The following is a 16349-nucleotide window of genomic DNA, read 5'->3' on the forward strand; positions in this document are numbered from 1 at the left end:
GTCACGCATCCTTCCCGAACAGTCCGGCAGGCCGCACCAGAAGCACGATCGCCATGATCACGAAGATCACGATGTTTGAGGCTTCCGGATAAAACACCTTTGTGAGCCCTTCGGCGAGCCCGAGCATGTAGCCGGTCACGATGGCGCCCAGAATCGAGCCCATGCCGCCCACCACCACAACGGCAAACACCACGATAATGAGGTTTGATCCCATCAGCGGGCTCACCTGATAGACCGGCGCGGCCATGATGCCGGCGAGGCCCGCGAGTGCCGAGCCAATGCCATAGGTCAGCGTCAGAAGCAGCGGAACGTTGACGCCGAAGGCCTGAACAAGGGTCGGGTTTTCTGTCGCCGCGCGCAGATAGGCGCCAAGCTTGGTCTTTTCGATCAGGAGCCAGGTGCCGATACAGATAATGAGCGACGCCACCACCACCCAGCCGCGATAATTGGGCAGGAACATGAAGCCAAGATTGGTGCCGCCGGAAAGCTGCGGCGGCGGTGTGTAGGATTGCCCCGAAACGCCATAGAAATAGCGGAACGCGCCTTCCAGAACCAGCGCCAGCCCGAAGGTGAAGAGTAGACCGTAAAGCGGATCCACATTGTAGAGCCGCGACAGCGCAACCTTCTCGATTGCCATGCCGCTCAGCCCCACGAGCAGAGGCACGAGGATGAGCGCCGGCCAATAGCCGATGCCCAGATGCGCCAGAAGCAGATAGCCGACAAAGGCACCCAGCATGTACTGCGCGCCATGGGCAAAATTGATCACCCGCAAAAGGCCGAAGATAATTGCGAGCCCGAGGCTCAGCATCGCATAGAACGAGCCGTTGATGAGACCGACCAGCAATTGGCCGAGAAAGGCCTGGATCGGGATTCCGAAGATCATGGTCATGTCATCAAACTCCAATCACCTCGTGCAATTCCTCCATGCGCTGTTCCAGCTCGGATGCCGGGAAATCGGCCGTTATCTGGCCGTGTTCCATCAGGTAGAAACGGTCGGCAACGCGGCTGGCAAAACGGAAATTCTGTTCAACCAGCAGGATCGTCATGCCGCGCGCCTTGAGCGTTGCCAACACCTCGCCGATGCGCTCCACGATCACCGGTGCGAGGCCTTCGGTCGGTTCATCGAGCAGAAGCAGCTTCACGCCGGTGCGCAGCATGCGGGCAATGGCCAGCATCTGCTGTTCGCCGCCGGAAAGCTTTGTGCCCTGGCTGTTGCGCCGTTCCTTCAGATTGGGGAAGAGCTCGAAGATTTCGTCAATGCTCATGCCCCCGTCAGAGACAACAGGCGGCAGAAGCAGGTTCTCGTCCACCGAAAGCGTAGCAAAGATGCCGCGCTCCTCAGGCACGAAGCCGAGCCCCGCATGAGCCGTGCGGTGAAGCGGTGTGTTCATCAGGTCCTGACCGGCAAAGTCGATCATGCCCTTGCGCTTGCGGATAATGCCCATGATCGCGCGCAGCGTCGTCGTCTTGCCGACGCCGTTGCGGCCAAGCAATGTAACGGTTTCGCCCTCCGCCACGTCGAGGTTCACGCCGTGCAACGCATGACTCTCGCCATACCAGGCATGCAGATCGCGGACGGAAAGAAGCGGCTTTTTGCCATGCTCACGCGTCATGGGCAGTCCCCATATAGGCCACCTTCACCTGTTCATCCTGGCTCACCGTGGCATAATCGCCGGCAGCGATGATCTCGCCACGCTGGAGAACCGTGATCCAGTCGCATAGATCGGCGACAACCTTGAGATTATGCTCGACCATGAGAACCGCCCGATCCTTCGCAACATCGCGAATGATGTCGGCGACCGTCTCCACATCCTCATGGCCCATGCCCGCCATTGGCTCGTCGAGCAGAAGCACTTTCGGGTCGAGCGCCAGCGTGGTGGCGATTTCCAGAACGCGCTTGCGGCCATAGGAGAGATCGCCCGCCATCCTGTTGCGTTCGTTTTGAAGCCCGACTGTCTCCAGCAATTGTTCCGCGCGGGGCGTCAGGAGGTCGAGGCTGCCCAGCGAGCGCCAGAACTGATAGCCAAGCCCGCCCGGACGCTGCAACGCGACACGCACATTGTCGAGCACACTCAGATGCGGGAAGATCGCCGAGATCTGGAACGACCGCACCAGCCCCATCCGCGCCACCTTGGCCGGCGGAGTGTGGGTTATGTCGCGCCCCATGAGCTCGATGCGGCCCGCACTGGGTGCCAGAAACTTGGTCAGAAGATTGAAAACCGTCGTCTTGCCGGCCCCATTCGGGCCGATCAGCGCATGAATTTTCGCATGGTGCACGTCGAGATCGACATTCTTGACGGCAACGAACCCGGCAAAATCGCGCCGCAGACCGCGGGCGGTAAGCACCACCCGCGGCTCTGCATCATTGGCGGCGCCGGAAACCGGCGCTTTCGTCATGACAGCCCCCGTCACTGGCTGACCAGAGAGCAGCCGCTTTCAGAGGGTTTGATATAGGCTTCCTCGCCAGGAATGGTGGCAAGGACGTTGTAATAGTCCCACGGTTCCTTGCTGTCGGCAGGCGCCTTGACTTCCATCAGATACATGTCGTTGAGCAGACGCCCATTGGCACCCACCGTCGCGTCGCGGGCGAAGAGGTCGTTGACCTTCATCTCATGCAGCTTTGCAGCGACCGCTTCCGTCTCGTCCGTACCGGCTTCCTTGATGGCCTTAAGATACTGCATCACTGCGGAATAAGTGCCGGCCTGGATCATGTTGGGCATCCGCTCGGTGCGTTCGTAGTAACGGCGGGCGAACTCGCGCGATTCATCGTCGCGATCCCAGTAGAAGCCTTCCGTCAGCGTCAGTCCCTGCGCGGCTTCAAGGCCAAGACCATGAACTTCAGCCAGTGTGAACAGAAGAGCCGCAAGGCGCTGCCCGCCAGCCACGATGCCGAATTCGGCGGCCTGCTTGATCGCATTTGCCGTGTCGAGACCGGCATTGGCCAGACCGATCACCTTCGCGCCCGAGGCCTGCGCCTGAAGCAGGAAGGAGGAGAAGTCGGTGGTGGCAAGCGGATGCCGCACGGCTCCAAGGATTTCACCGCCCTTGGATTTGGCGAAATTGCCGGTCTGCTCTTCCAGAGAGTAACCGAAGGCATAGTCCGCGGTCAGGAAGAACCAGGTGTCACCACCCTGTTCCACCAGCGCACCGCCTGTGCCGACGGCCAGCGCATGCGTGTCATAGGCCCAGTGGAAACCGTAGGGCGAGCACTGCGCGCCGGTCAGTTCCGTGGTCGCCGCGCCGGTGACCATGTTGATTTTCTTCTTCTCTTTCGAGATGCCCTGCACGGCCAGCGCCACCGAAGAGGTGGTCAGCTCCATGATCGCGTCCACCTCTTCAGTGTCATACCACTGACGGGCGATGTTGGAGGCGATATCGGGCTTGTTCTGATGATCGGCGGTGATCACCTCAATGGGCTTGTCGAGAACGGTGCCGCCGAAGTCCTCAACCGCCATCAACGCGGCCTCGTAGGACCATTTTCCGCCAAAGTCGGCATAGACGCCCGACTGGTCGTTCAGGATGCCGATCTTCACCTTTTCATCGGAAACCTGGGCCATGGCGGGAATGGCGGTGGCCGTCATGAGGGCCATGGATGCAAGCGCAAGAATTTTCATAATCGATCTTTCCTCCCAAAACGGTGAACCCTGGCCAGCACGAGACGCGTGGCAGCGGCTATCCAGATCCGCAAGGCGCGTTCGTGCTCCTCCGCACGCCACCCTGCAGGAAAATCGGCATGATCAATCTGGATGGTGAAGCCGGTGCGAACCGGGCCTCCCTTCCCTCATGCACGACCATGCCTATAGTCATAGCATTGACCTTTCCGCACACAACTCTCTATTTTTGCACAAACACGGTGCAAAAACGTACAGATCGATGCGACCATTTTCCTGGGACGACCTCCAATATTTCCTTGCTGTCGCGCGGACGGGCCAGCTTTCTGCGGCGGCGCGCAAGCTCAGAACCAATCACGCTACGGTTTCACGTCGCATCGACAGGCTTGAGCAGGCGCTGGGGACACGGCTCTTCGAGCGCAACCCCCGCGGTTACCTCCTGACAGCGGCCGGCGAAAAGATGGTCGAGCGGGCCGAGGTGATCGAGCGCGAGGCGTCTTATGTGCAGAGCGAGCTTGCCGGTGACGCAACCTCCGTCAGCGGTGTCGTGCGCATCAGCACGCTGGAAGGGTTCGGCAATTTCTTTCTTGCCGACCGCCTGCCCGATCTGGCGCGCTCCCTGCCCTCCCTGTCGATCGAGCTCCTCATCATCCAGCAGATCGTCTCACTGTCACGCCGCGAGGCGGACATGTCGGTGACCCTGTCCACCAATCGGGCGGGCTCACATCACTATGAAAAAATCACCATGTACCGCCTGTTTCTGTATGGCACCCGCGACTATCTGGAAAAGCACCCGCCGGTGCGGCGCAAATCCGATCTGGCCTCCCACCGCATCATCGGCTACATCGAAGACATGATTTTCACGCCGGGCCTCGATTACCATCGGGAGATATTGCCGGGCGTTCGTGCCTTTTACCAAAGCTCCAGCATTCACGCGCAGCTTGCCGCCACGCGCGAGGGTCTGGGATTGTGCGTGATGCCGAACTTCATGGCGCGGCACTACCCCGATCTTGTTCCGGTCATACCAAAAGAGATTCATCTCGAACGCTACTACTGGTGCATCGCCCATCAGGACGTCGCGCACACACCGCGCATCCGGATGCTGACGGACTTCATCAAGACCGAAGCGGAGGCCGCGAGGGATGATTTTCACGGGCAGAATCTTTTGACATAAAAACGCGCCGTTTTCCGGAAAACGACAGCGTTCTACCTCAAATTCCGGAATTTCCGGGACTTTTCGGCAATTTTGTCGCAAGCTGAATTGTCACATGGCCATGCGCTCTTCATTCAATGAGACTGCGCCCCGAATTGGAGAGGCCACGATGAAGAACGCCCAGTACACACCCACAGACAACCCGATGCTGACCGGGGCCCTTGGTCGCTGCCCGCAATGCCAAAAGGGTCACATCTTCAAAGGCTATCTCCAGCTGGCGAAAAGCTGCGAAGTCTGCGGGCTCGACTACTCCTTCGCCGATCCGGCCGACGGTCCGGCCTTCTTCGCCATGACCATAGCCGCCGTTCCCGCGCTCGCATTCGGGGTGTGGTTCCAGATGGCATTCGAACTGCCGCTTTGGGTCCACGTTTTCACGACCGTGCCATTGACGATCCTGAGCTGCATGGCGCTTTTGCGCCCGCTCAAGGGCTGGCTCGTCTGCTCGCAATATTTCCACAAGGCCGAGGAAGGCTCCATCGACCACGCCTGGCACAGCGAGGCGGCGGCCAAGAAGGCCGATCAGGCCTAAACCATCAGGCTCTCCGCCATCATTTCCTGAAGCGCGTCATAGGCGGCAAGCACCGTCCGGGTCTGCGCTTCATGGGCGAGCCGAAACGCATCACCATAGACCGTCTCGTCCGGATATTCGGTGATGAGCGTCATCGGCGCGTCGTGGCGGTCGACCTCCGTGATGGTGATCGGGAAGCCGTTCAACACCTCGAACTGAAGTGCACCGGCGTGGATCTCGTAGAGCCGCATCTGCGCTTCATTGAAAGCGACGAGGCCCGGAACCTTTGCAAGTTCAGCCGTCACCTTTTCAATCAGTCGACGCGTGCGCTCGGCCCACCCGGGCTTGTGACGGGCGACCAGAAAAAAGCCCTTCGGCACCGTCCACATCTCGAAACCACGCGGAATGTAGCCCGTCAGCGGTCGTGTCCACTCATGCGAGGGATAGCCGTGCAGATTGACGTGGAGCGCCGCCTTCGTGCGTGAAAAAGCTTCGCGGCGAATGCCTTTCTCATAAAGGGGTTCGGCTTCGCGATACTCCAGATCGTCGCCAAGCGCGGTGTAGCGGGCGGCGTGGTGCATGTGGTGCGGCTGGCTCTGACACAGCGCATAATGAAGCGCATAGCCGTCGGGGTTTTCCAGCGGCGACACCGTGAAATGCGCTTCCTCGCGCTCGGCCAACAGCGATGCGCCGCGCAGCGCGCCGGCAACGCCGGAAATCTCGTTGGGATGCTGCCCACCGCTCAGCATGATCGGGTGATCGGTTCCGCGCACATGGCGCGCCGGAACAGCGCGGCCGGACCGCGAAGCCACCTCGAACGCCTCGCCGCCAATCTTTTCAAGCGTCTCGGCGACCATCGAGACGGAGAACGGCCCCACGGCCTGGTGCAGCGGCTGCGCCGGCCAAAGGGCGGGTTCGGTGGTGAGCGGCCGGGTTTCGACCTTGACGGTGATCGCGCCTTCGCCAGTAGCAATCACAGGGATGATCTGGCCGGGCTGAAGCCCGCGCGAACCAAGCTTGCGGCCCGACTTCATCTGGAAGAGTTCAAGCAGCGAGAAATAGAAGTCCTCGTGCAGCGCTTCGTGCAGGCTGATCGCCTCTTCGCCGACCGGCAACCGCCGGTCCGCACCCGGCATGGAAACACTGATGTGAAGCGCGTCGAAAAATGGCTCGTCCTCACCCCATGGATACGCATCGATGGCGGCAATCGTTTCGTGAAAGAGGCGCTCGAAATCGGTTGCGAGCGCCTCGTCAACGACGCGACCATCGGGATGGCGCAGGCGCAGCCAGCCACAGGGCGAGAGAAGCTTTTCGCCAATGTGATCTTCGGCAAACCGGTTCGGCGCGAAGACCTTGTGATGGGAAACGGTTCCATCCACGGCCGTGATCTCGACGCCATATTCGTGCGGGCCATCGACCGGAGCCGGGGTGAAAGCGATCTCCGCTTCGTCCACCATGCCGGCCAGCGGATAGGCTTCCAAAAGGAAACGCTGCGCGGGCGCGGCAGAGCTGACCGGATAGGTGATGGCGATGCGCGCTGCACCGGCTGCCGCATCCTCGGTGAAGAAATGAACCAGCGGCTTGTAGGCGCTGTGCAGCCGGGCGGTGACGCCCGCTGCCTCGAAACGCTTTTCAGCGGCGCGGCGCGCGGCCTCATCCTCGAAAAGCCATGCCTCCAGCTCGGCGCCGCGCCATGCTTCTGTGGCGTAGTCGGCGAGCAGACGGTCGAGCGTGCGGTCGAAGGTCTTTTCGAAGATCGCGGTCATGTTTCTGTGCGTCCTGTTGGATCGAGAAGATCGCGCAGCCAGTCGCCAAGAAGGTTCAGGCCGAGCACGGTGAAGAGGATTGCAAGCCCCGGAAAAACGCTGACCCACCATGCGTTCTGAAGATAGGTGCGGCCATCGGCCAGCATGCCCCCCCAGCTGGGGATCGTCGGATCGACACCGAGGCCAAGGAAGGTTAGCGAGCTTTCCAGAAGAATGTTGGTGGCGACGTTGAGCGTCATCAGAACGATGACGGGCCCGGCGAGGTTCGGCAGAAGGTGCTGGAACAGTATCTTGAAATCCGGCACGCCGATGGCCTTGGCGGCATGGATGAACTCACGGTCGTTGAGCGACAGGACGGAGCCGCGCACAAGGCGGGCATACTGCACCCACTGCGACACGATGAGCAGGATGATCGTGTTGGTGATGCCGCCGCCCACAATGGCAATGAAGGTGATGGCAAGAAGGATGAAGGGGAGCGCCAGCTGCACATCGGCAAAGCGCATGACAAGCATGTCCCAGAAGCCGCGGTAGTAGCCCGAGATCAGCCCCATGACGACGCCGATCACCACGGCGCCGGCAACGGAGGTGAAGCCGACCAGAAGCGAGATCTTTCCGCCAGTTATGACACGCGCCAGCACATCGCGGCCCAGCGGATCGGTGCCCAGAATGTGCGCCCAGTCGGTGAAGGGTTTTGTGAGACGTGCCGTCAGGTTGATCTGCTCGCCGCCATCCGGAAAGAGCAGCGGTGAAAGCAGGACCAAAAGCGTCATCGTTCCGGCAAGAAGGATGCCGAGAATAAACTCGATGTTCTTGAAGTGACGCAAACGCGAAACAGCCTGTGCCATGATTGCGTCCTTTCCTATCGGTTGCGGATGCGCGGATCGACCAGCCCATAGGCGATGTCGACCAAAAGGTTGACGCCGATGATGAGCAGCGAAAGCACGGTGATGACCGCCTGCAGGACCGGATAGTCACGTCCGGCCACCGCATCGAAGGCGAGCGTGCCGAGGCCCGGCCAGTTGAACACGCGCTCAATGACGACAATGCCGCCCAGAAGGCCGCCAAACTGGAGGCCGAAATAGGTGATCAGCGGAATGGCGCAGTTTCTGAGCGCATGCTTGTAGAGCACCTTGCTCTCGCTCAGGCCTTTTGCACGGGCGACCTGGATATACTGCGAACGCAGCGTCTCAAGCATGGCCGTGCGCACCAGGCGCACATTGGTGGCGGTGAGAATGACACCCATGGTGACTGCCGGCATGATGAAGCTGGCAAACCCGCTCATGCCTGATGGCGGCAGCCATTGCAGCATAATCGAGAACACCAGGACGAGCATGATGGCGAGCCAGAAATTCGGAAAGGAAAGCCCGACCAGAGACAGGATGCGGATCACCTGATCGGCGGTCCTGCCCTTGTTGACCGCGGCGTGGATGCCGAGCGGGATGGAAATCGCGATGGACACCAGCAAGGAGGAAAAGGCCAGTGCCAGCGTGGCCGGCAAAGCCTTGGAAATGAGCAGGGATACCGAGGTGCCTCCGAGGAAGCTGCGGCCGAAATCGCCGACGAACAGACCTTTGATGAAATCCCAGTACTGAGCGATGAACGGCTCGTTGAGGCCGAGCGCCTGACGGATATTCGCCAGATCTTCTTCCGTGACGCTGCCCGCACCCTGGGAGAGCATGAGCGCCGGATCACCGGTCAGCCGGATGGCGAACGACACCGTGAGGGTGACGACGAAAACGACGAACACCGCCTGCAGGATGCGTTTGAGAAGAAAACTGGCCACCAGAGCCTCCGGGATAGGTTCTGCGCGCTCGCGCAAAGTTCACGGGCTCGGGGGCGGCACGGGCCGCCCCCGACATTCACGTCCTGGGAGGACTATTCGACTTCAACCTCGTTGAGGCGCATGCGGCTGTCCGGCGGTGCGATGAAGTTCTTCACCCGCTTGTTGACGCCGTAAATCGCATTGAGGTTGTAGAGCGGCATTTCGAGCGCGCGATCGGCCGCATAACGGGCGATCTCCTGCAGCACTTTCTCGCGCTTTTCAGCGTCGATCATCGGGCGCTGCGATTCCAGAAGCGCATCGAGCTCCTTGTCGCTGTCATACGGGTTCCAGCGCTCGCCCGTGTGGTACATCAGGTAAGCGGTGTTGTCGTAATCGAGCGTCCAGCCGCCCCAGCTCTGCTGGAACATCTCGCCGGTCTTGCCCTGCGGGATGATGTCGTTGAGCAGGACGTTGGTCTCATACGGCTTGATAGTGGCGTTGAGACCAACCATCTGCAGGTAGCTCGCAACCGCCTGAGTGACTTCGCCGAAGGTGGCGTCATTGCCGCGAATGTCGATCTGGACCGGTGCGCCGGCAGCAACGCCTGCTTCCTTCAAAAGCTCCCTGGCCTTTGCCTGATCGAACGGCAGCGGCTCCATTTCCGGGTCATAGCCGAAGGACAGTTCCGACTGGAAGGATGCGATCTGCTTGGCCTGACCGCCGAGAACGGCGTCGATGATGGCCTTGCGGTCGACCGCCATGATCATCGCCTTGCGCACGCGCTCATCGGCGGTGATGCCGTTACCGGTGTTGAAGCGCAGGGCATAGACCGTCGGGCTGGTGACGGAAACGATTTCGAGCTTGTCGTCAGCCTCGATGGTGGGAACCATGGAGATCGGGATGGTCGGCGGGATGACGATGTCGACACGGCCGGCCTGCAGCTCGGCAACGGCGGTGGCCGGCTCCGAGATGAAGCGGTACTCGACGGCGTCGAGCTTCGGTGCGCCGCCCCAGTGATCAGCGAAGGCTTCAAGCTTCACGCCGACCTTCGGCTCGTAGGACGTCATCTTGAACGGGCCGGTGCCGACAGGGTTGGCGTTGACGAAATCTTCCTCGTTCTCGGTGACGTATTTCGGCGGCACGATCATCGCGCCATAGCCAGCGAGCTTGGTGATCAGCACCGGATCGGGCTGGGTCAGAACCAGATCCACCGTGAAATCGTCAACGATCTCGACCTTTTCGATGACGGCATAATTGGAGCGCTGCGGGCCCTTCTTGCCTTCTTCGCCAAGCAGGCGGTCGAAGGTGAATTTCACGGCCTCGGCGTTGAAATCCTCGCCATTGTGGAACTTGACGCCTTCACGCAGCTTGAAGCGGATGCGCTTGCCCTCGTCGAGCACGTCCCACTCGGTGGCCAGTGCAGGCACGATCTTTGTGTCGGGACCGCGATAGACCAGACCGTCATAGATGTTGGTGGCGACGGACGACCAGTTCACCAGGAAGGTGTCGATCGGGTCCCAGCTTCCCGGATCCTGCGGGGAAGAAATGGTGAGCGTGCCTGCGGCCTGCGCCGGCATCGCGCCGAACGGCAGCGCCGCCAGCACGGCGGCCAGCAATGCGCCGCGTGTTTTGCCGAATGTCATGAAAAGTCCTCCGTTTCTTTTGCGTTTGTGTTCCAGTGATCAGCCTGTGGCGTCACGTGCGACCAGATGGTCGGGCGCGATCTCCACCAGAGGTTTGATTTCCGGCTCGTCGCCCACCCGGCGAACCGGGCTTGGAATTTCGCCTTCGAGCATGGGCCGGTCGGGCCGCTTTGTCGGGTCGGCGACGGGAACGGCCGAGAGCAGTTTCTTCGTGTAGGGGTGCGTGGCGCGCTCGAAAACGGCCTCGCGCGAGCCCGCTTCGACGATCTGGCCGAGATAGAGCACGGCAACGCGATGGCTGACCTTTTCCACCACCGCCATGTCATGGCTGATGAAGAGATAGGAGAGCCCCTCATCGGCCTGAAGCTCCATCATCAGGTTGATGATCTGCGCCTGAACCGAAACATCGAGCGCCGAAAGCGCCTCATCGGCGATGATGAGTTTCGGACGCGAGGCGAGCGCGCGGGCGATACAGATGCGCTGGCGCTGGCCGCCGGAGAACTCATGCGGGTAACGGCGCGCGTGTTCGGGCCTGAGGCCGACGCGTTCAAGCAGTTCCTCAACGCGCTTCTGACGCGCCGCGGCACCGTCGATCAAACCATGCGTGAGGATGGGCTCGGCAATTGAAAAGCCGGCAGTGCGGCGCGGATCAAGCGAAGCGAAAGGGTCCTGAAAGACATACTGCACCTTCTGGCGCAGGCTATGGCGCTCGGCCGACGACATGGCGGAAATGGCCCTGCCCTCGAAATAGATTTCACCGCCAGTGGCCGCCTGTAGCTGCTGGATGGTGCGCCCGATGGTGGATTTGCCGGAGCCGGATTCGCCTACCAGCGAAAGGGTCTCGCCGGGCCAGATATCGAGACTGACCTTTTCGACCGCGTGGACGCGGTGGGAGACCCCGCCGAAGAAGCCCCTCTTTATATCGAAGCGGGTTTCAAGGTTCTTCAGACTCAGGATCGGGGACTGGTCGTAGCGGGCGGTATCCTGCAGGTGCTCCTCGCCCACGAGGCGGGGCGTTTCGCCATCCATGACGGCAACAGGCAGACGCTTGGGATATTTCTCGCCCTTCATCGAACCGAGTGTTGGAACAGCGGAGAGAAGGGTCTGCGTATAGGCATGCTGCGGGCTGGCAAATACCTGCTCGACCGGGCCTTCCTCGACCTTGTTGCCGCGCCACATGACAACCACATCATCGGCGACCTCGGCCACCACGCCCATGTCGTGCGTGATGAAGATGACGGCCATGCCGAGCTTTTCCTGAAGGTCGCGGATGATCGAGAGGATCTGCGCCTGAATGGTGACATCGAGTGCGGTGGTGGGCTCGTCCGCGATCAGGAGTTTGGGCTTGCAGGCGAGCGCCATGGCGATCATCACGCGCTGGCGCATACCGCCCGAAAGCTGGTGCGGATAACGCGACAGAAGCGCGCGAGCATCGGGCAGGCGGACCATTTCCAGAAGGTCACCCGCCTGCCGCAGCGCCTCTTTCCTCGAAACGCCCTCGTGCAGCATCAACACTTCGGCGATCTGATCGCCAATGGTGAAAACCGGGTTGAGCGAGGTCATCGGCTCCTGGAAAATCATGGCGATGTCCTTGCCCCGTACCCGGCGCATGGTGTCGATCGAGGCCTTCGCAAGATCGACCGGGCCGTTGCCGCCGTCGAACAGGATCTTTCCGTTGACGATGGTGCCGTTCATGTGGTCGATCAGCCGCATGATGGAGAGCGAGGTGACCGATTTTCCGGAACCGGATTCGCCCACAATGGCAAGCGTGCGACCGGGAGCAACCCTGAAGCTCAGATCATCGACAACGCGGTTCGAGCCGAAGGCCACGGCCAGCGAACGAATATCCAGTAACGTGTCCTGTCCGAGCTGCGGCATAGATACTCCCATCTGAAGGACAGGCCGAAAAACCCATTGAACCCGGTTGCGCCTGGCCCTAGTCTTTAGACCAGATGGGTGGCAGTCGCATGAATTCCGCGCTTTCGTGAGCGGCCCTGCCAGTAAAAGAAAACATTTCCAGACATTTTGTCAATAAATTATCATTGAGAAGCGTGAAATAGGTTCTTGCTGCCGTGCAGTCCCGCTCTGAGCGCGTTCATGACGGGAGATAAAATGATCATGCCGGATGGCTTGACAGTTTCGTTTCGCCAGCTAGGCTTGAGCCATAATAAGATTTTGGCATCTGGGCCTCGCCGGGAATATTGTTGTTCCCGTCGGGGCCCTTTGCGTTTTGGGGAACGAGTGTGAAAACTTATCCGATCGGCGTCCTGTTTTCGCGTTCCGGTGGCTACAGCCGCCCGGCCGAGCAGGGCTATTTTGGCGCTCTGGCGGCTGTGGCCGACATCAACGCCGATGACACCTACCCTTTCCAGCTCGAAGCCCACCACGCAGACCCGAAGGGGAATGCTGACCGCTACGCGGAGCTTTGCCGCGATCTCATCCGTCAGACGGGCGCGCAGCACATTGTCGGCTGCACCACATCATGGAGCCGCAAGGAGGTGATCCCCGTCGTCGAAAAGCTCGACGCGCTGCTCTGGTACCCTTGTGTCTATGAGGGTTTCGAGGTCTCGGAAAACCTTGTCTACATCGCAGCCTGCGCCAACCAGCAGCTCGTGCCACTGCTCGATTACATTGTTCCACGCTTCGGCGGTCGCGGCTTCCTGACAGGCGCGAATTATATCTGGGGATGGGAAACCAACCGCATTGCCCGTGACGTTCTGACCCGTTCGGGCGGCAGCGTATTGGGCGAGCGCTACGTGCCGATTGGCGATGATGACATTGGACATCTCATCGATGAAATCCGCGAGAAACGTCCGGACTTCATTCTCAACAATCTGATTGGCAATTCCTCCTATGCCTTCCTCGCCGCCTATCGGGCGCTCGGACAGGAGGATCCGGCTTTCCTGCCGGAAAACTGCCCCGTGGTGAGCTGCAATCTGTGTGAAAACGAAACAGTGCGGCTGGGAGTCGATGCCGCCGGGCACTATACGGTTTCAAGCTATTTCCGGGCGCTGGCAAGCAAGGAAAATGATCGGTTTGCCGCCCGCATGAAGGCCGAAAATCCGACACAGGTGGCAGACGCATTTTTCGTGCAGGCCTATGCGGCCGTGGTAACGATCGCCGAGGCGATCCGCAAGACAGGCAGCGACGACGCACAGGGTGTTCTGGAAGCAGCAAGAAACCACCAGACCATAACACCGCTGGGGTCTTTGCGCGTCGACCGCGCAACCAATCATGTGAGCCTTTTCGCCCATATAGGCCGCACACGCACCGACGGCGATTTCGAAATCGTTCACTATTGCCCAGAGGCCATTGCGCCCGACCCGTTCCTGACCGCAACGCCGCTTGACCGGCTCTATGCGGGCACCGCCGCCGATGCGCGGCAGCTAAGGGTGGTGCGATGAGCCCGGCCCTTGCACATACGCCCAATTTCGTCGGCTGGCGGGCGCTGATCCTGCACAGGCCGCACCAGAATGTGGACGCGCTATCCGCCCAATGCGCCCGTATCGGCATCGCGGCCGAACAGGCCTGGCCGACGCTGGAAGAGAGCGGGGCGATGCGCGATTTCAATGTGCTCCTGATCGATGCCGATATGGGTTATGACGAGCAGTTTCCCTGGGCACCGGGGCTGGCGCCCATGCCGATCATTGCACTGATCGGCTCCGAAGCCCCGGGCCGCATCGCATGGACGATTGGCCAGGGCGCGGATGCTCAGCTCTTGAAGCCCATCGGCAGCGCCGGGCTTTACAGCGCGCTTGTGGTGGCAAGCCAGGGGTTTCTGCGGCGCACCGCACAGACGGAAGAGATTGCCCGACTGAAGGAGCAGCTCGCCCAAAGGCAGATTGTGGCCGAGGCGACGGCCATACTGATGCTGAAGCACAATTGCGATGCCGAAACCGCCTACAACCATCTTCGCAGGACCGCCATGGCAGAGCGACGTTCGATCGAGAAAGCCGCCGGTGGCGTGGTGGCCGGCTTCGACACAGACGGACGGACGAATGTCACAAACACTCGCTGAAAAGAACACCGGGGCCGAAACGCCTTCGGTAGTGATGCGTCTCCTGCGCCGGCCTCTGGCGCTGACAGGGCTCATCATCATCGCGGTGGTGGTTCTGGCCGCAGTCTTTGCGCCGTGGCTTGCACCCTACAATCCCTATGAGCAATTTTTCGAAGGGCTGACCATCGAGGGTGCACCGCTGCCACCCAATGCGCAGTTCTGGTTCGGCACCGATCTCGTGGGACGCGATCTCTTCAGCCGCCTGATCTATGGCGCGCAGACATCGCTGATCATCGGCGTGGTGGCCAATGGCATCGCCGTGGTGATCGGCTCCGCGGTGGGCATATCGGCCGGCTATTTTCGCGGCTGGGTCGACACGGTGCTGATGCGTTTCACCGACCTTATGATGGCTTTTCCGGCGCTGCTTCTGGCTATCGTTCTGGCGGCGATTTTCAGCCCAAGCCTGTGGATTGTCGCAATGGTGATCGCCATGGTGAACTGGGTGCAGATCGCACGCGTGACCTATACCGAGACACGCTCCATCGCCGAACGCGATTTCGTGGTGGCCGAACGCGCTATGGGTGCAGGCGCAGGCCGCATCCTGTTCCGCCATATCCTGCCGCACCTGCTCTCCACGATCATCGTGTGGGCGACGCTCGGGATCGCCACCACCGTGCTTCTGGAGGCAACGCTTTCCTTCCTCGGCATCGGCGTTCAGCCGCCCATTCCCTCCTGGGGCAACATCATCTTCGAGAACCAGACTTATTTCACCTCCGCGCCCTGGCTCGTCTTCATTCCGGGCGTTGCCATTCTGGCGCTGGCACTGGCCTTCAACCTTGTGGGTGACGCGCTGCGCGACATTCTCGACCCGACACAGCAGGGGCGCCACTGATGCTTGCCTATGTCGCCCGCCGCCTGATCCAGACCGCGCTGATCCTGCTCGGCATCAGCTTCGTGACCTTCGTGCTGCTCTATCTCGTGCCAGCCGACCCCGCGCGCCAGATCGCCGGCCGCAGCGCGACCGCTGCGACGGTGGAGAACATCCGCGAACAGCTTGGGCTGAACCTCCCCTTTTATGAGCAATATCTGCGCTATCTCGGCGGACTTTTGAACGGGGATCTCGGCCGCTCCTATCTGCAAAAGACAGAAGTTTCCGAACTCATTGCTTCCCGCCTGCCCGCAAGCCTTCTTTTGATGGTGGGTGCGATCTTCTGCGAACTCGTTCTGGGCCTGACCATGGGCGTGGTGGCAGCGCTGAAGCGCGGCTCGCGCACCGACGACACGCTGATGATCGCCTCTTTCGTGGGTGTTTCGGCCCCGCAATTCGTGATCGGCATTCTGCTGCTCTACGTGTTTGCGGTGAAACTCGGCTGGTTCCCCATCGGCGGCTACGGCACCTTCGCACATCTCATCCTGCCCTCCATCACGCTCGGCTTTCTGGGGGCCGGCTGGTATTCGCGCATGATGCGTTCGTCGCTGATCGACGTTCTGCGCCAGGACTATATTCGCACTGCGCGCGCCACCGGTCTGACCCGCGCAAGAGTTCTTTTCGGCCATGCGCTGCCCAACGCCATCCTGCCCATCATCGCCATGATCGGCATCGACATCGGGCTCTTCATGTCGGGCATTGTGGTGGTGGAAAGCGTGTTCGGCTGGCCCGGCATCGGCCAGCTCGCCTGGCAGGCAATCCAGCGCGTCGACATACCGATCATCATGGGCGTCACGCTGGTTTCGGCCTGCGCCATCGTGCTCGGCAATCTGCTTGCCGATCTGATCACTCCGTTGATCGACCCGCGCATCAAGCTGCGCTGATGCAGGACCAACAAAATGTGCAGCACCAGAGAAAGGA

General features: G+C 60.8%; 15 protein-coding genes. 6 read left to right on the plus strand and 9 right to left on the minus strand.

Features of this window, described 5'->3' with window-relative positions; all coding sequences use genetic code 11:
• Position 1: 1 nt before the first annotated feature.
• Genes P2W41_RS16255 through P2W41_RS16270 form a run of 4 tightly spaced genes read right to left on the minus strand, consistent with a single transcriptional unit; the run spans position 2 to position 3614 of the window.
• The gene (locus tag P2W41_RS16255; RefSeq protein ID WP_229447981.1) at positions 2 to 889 is read right to left on the minus strand and encodes a branched-chain amino acid ABC transporter permease; all 888 of its coding nucleotides are present in this window, start codon (positions 887 to 889) and stop codon (positions 2 to 4) included.
• Positions 890 to 893: 4 nt separating this feature from the next.
• Complete coding sequence (locus tag P2W41_RS16260; RefSeq protein WP_404933773.1) at positions 894 to 1613, minus strand: ABC transporter ATP-binding protein; 720 nt, start codon at positions 1611 to 1613, stop codon at positions 894 to 896.
• Positions 1603 to 2397, minus strand: a complete 795-nt coding sequence (locus P2W41_RS16265; protein ID WP_292899107.1) for an ABC transporter ATP-binding protein — start codon at positions 2395 to 2397, stop codon at positions 1603 to 1605. Before P2W41_RS16265 ends, P2W41_RS16260 begins: the two co-directional genes overlap by 11 nt.
• Positions 2398 to 2408: 11 nt before the next feature.
• Positions 2409 to 3614, minus strand: a complete 1206-nt coding sequence (locus P2W41_RS16270; RefSeq protein WP_292899105.1) for an ABC transporter substrate-binding protein — start codon at positions 3612 to 3614, stop codon at positions 2409 to 2411.
• A gap of 259 nt (positions 3615 to 3873) precedes the next feature.
• On the opposite strand from P2W41_RS16270, the gene P2W41_RS16275 reads away from it, so the two are divergent.
• The gene (locus P2W41_RS16275; RefSeq protein ID WP_404933774.1) at positions 3874 to 4785 is read left to right on the plus strand and encodes a LysR family transcriptional regulator; all 912 of its coding nucleotides are present in this window, start codon (positions 3874 to 3876) and stop codon (positions 4783 to 4785) included.
• Between the two features lie 148 nt (positions 4786 to 4933).
• Complete coding sequence (locus tag P2W41_RS16280; RefSeq protein ID WP_404933775.1) at positions 4934 to 5353, plus strand: DUF983 domain-containing protein; 420 nt, start codon at positions 4934 to 4936, stop codon at positions 5351 to 5353.
• Here the strand turns inward: P2W41_RS16280 and P2W41_RS16285 are convergent.
• From P2W41_RS16285 to P2W41_RS16305, 5 genes are all read right to left on the minus strand, one after another.
• Positions 5350 to 7098, minus strand: a complete 1749-nt coding sequence (locus tag P2W41_RS16285; RefSeq protein ID WP_404933776.1) for a peptidase M14 — start codon at positions 7096 to 7098, stop codon at positions 5350 to 5352. The two genes, P2W41_RS16280 and P2W41_RS16285, sit on opposite strands and share 4 nt — an antisense overlap.
• A complete protein-coding gene (locus P2W41_RS16290; protein WP_292899097.1) occupies positions 7095 to 7943 on the minus strand; it encodes an ABC transporter permease in 849 nt (282 codons plus the stop codon). The genes P2W41_RS16285 and P2W41_RS16290 overlap by 4 nt, the downstream gene beginning before the upstream one ends.
• Positions 7944 to 7957: 14 nt before the next feature.
• Complete coding sequence (locus P2W41_RS16295) at positions 7958 to 8881, minus strand: ABC transporter permease (protein WP_292899095.1); 924 nt, start codon at positions 8879 to 8881, stop codon at positions 7958 to 7960.
• 92 nt (positions 8882 to 8973) lie between these two features.
• Positions 8974 to 10503 carry an ABC transporter substrate-binding protein gene (locus P2W41_RS16300; protein WP_292899093.1) on the minus strand — a complete coding sequence of 510 codons (1530 nt, stop codon included), beginning with the start codon at positions 10501 to 10503 and terminating at the stop codon, positions 8974 to 8976.
• 39 nt (positions 10504 to 10542) lie between these two features.
• Entirely contained in the window at positions 10543 to 12381 is a 1839-nt protein-coding gene (locus P2W41_RS16305; protein WP_404933777.1) for a dipeptide ABC transporter ATP-binding protein, read from the minus strand.
• 365 nt (positions 12382 to 12746) lie between these two features.
• Here P2W41_RS16305 and P2W41_RS16310 point away from each other — a divergent pair, with 365 nt between their 5' ends.
• Genes P2W41_RS16310 through P2W41_RS16325 form a run of 4 tightly spaced genes read left to right on the plus strand, consistent with a single transcriptional unit; the run spans position 12747 to position 16312 of the window.
• Positions 12747 to 13907 carry a transporter substrate-binding domain-containing protein gene (locus P2W41_RS16310; protein ID WP_404933778.1) on the plus strand — a complete coding sequence of 387 codons (1161 nt, stop codon included), beginning with the start codon at positions 12747 to 12749 and terminating at the stop codon, positions 13905 to 13907.
• Entirely contained in the window at positions 13904 to 14521 is a 618-nt protein-coding gene (locus tag P2W41_RS16315) for an ANTAR domain-containing response regulator (RefSeq protein WP_404933779.1), read from the plus strand. The genes P2W41_RS16310 and P2W41_RS16315 overlap by 4 nt, the downstream gene beginning before the upstream one ends.
• The gene (locus tag P2W41_RS16320; RefSeq protein ID WP_292899087.1) at positions 14502 to 15392 is read left to right on the plus strand and encodes an ABC transporter permease; all 891 of its coding nucleotides are present in this window, start codon (positions 14502 to 14504) and stop codon (positions 15390 to 15392) included. Before P2W41_RS16315 ends, P2W41_RS16320 begins: the two co-directional genes overlap by 20 nt.
• Entirely contained in the window at positions 15392 to 16312 is a 921-nt protein-coding gene (locus P2W41_RS16325; protein ID WP_292899085.1) for an ABC transporter permease, read from the plus strand. Before P2W41_RS16320 ends, P2W41_RS16325 begins: the two co-directional genes overlap by 1 nt.
• Positions 16313 to 16349 lie beyond the last annotated feature (37 nt).

Source organism: Nitratireductor sp. L15S-10 (assembly GCF_045011005.1).
Classification (GTDB): Bacteria; Pseudomonadota; Alphaproteobacteria; order Rhizobiales; family Rhizobiaceae; genus Nitratireductor.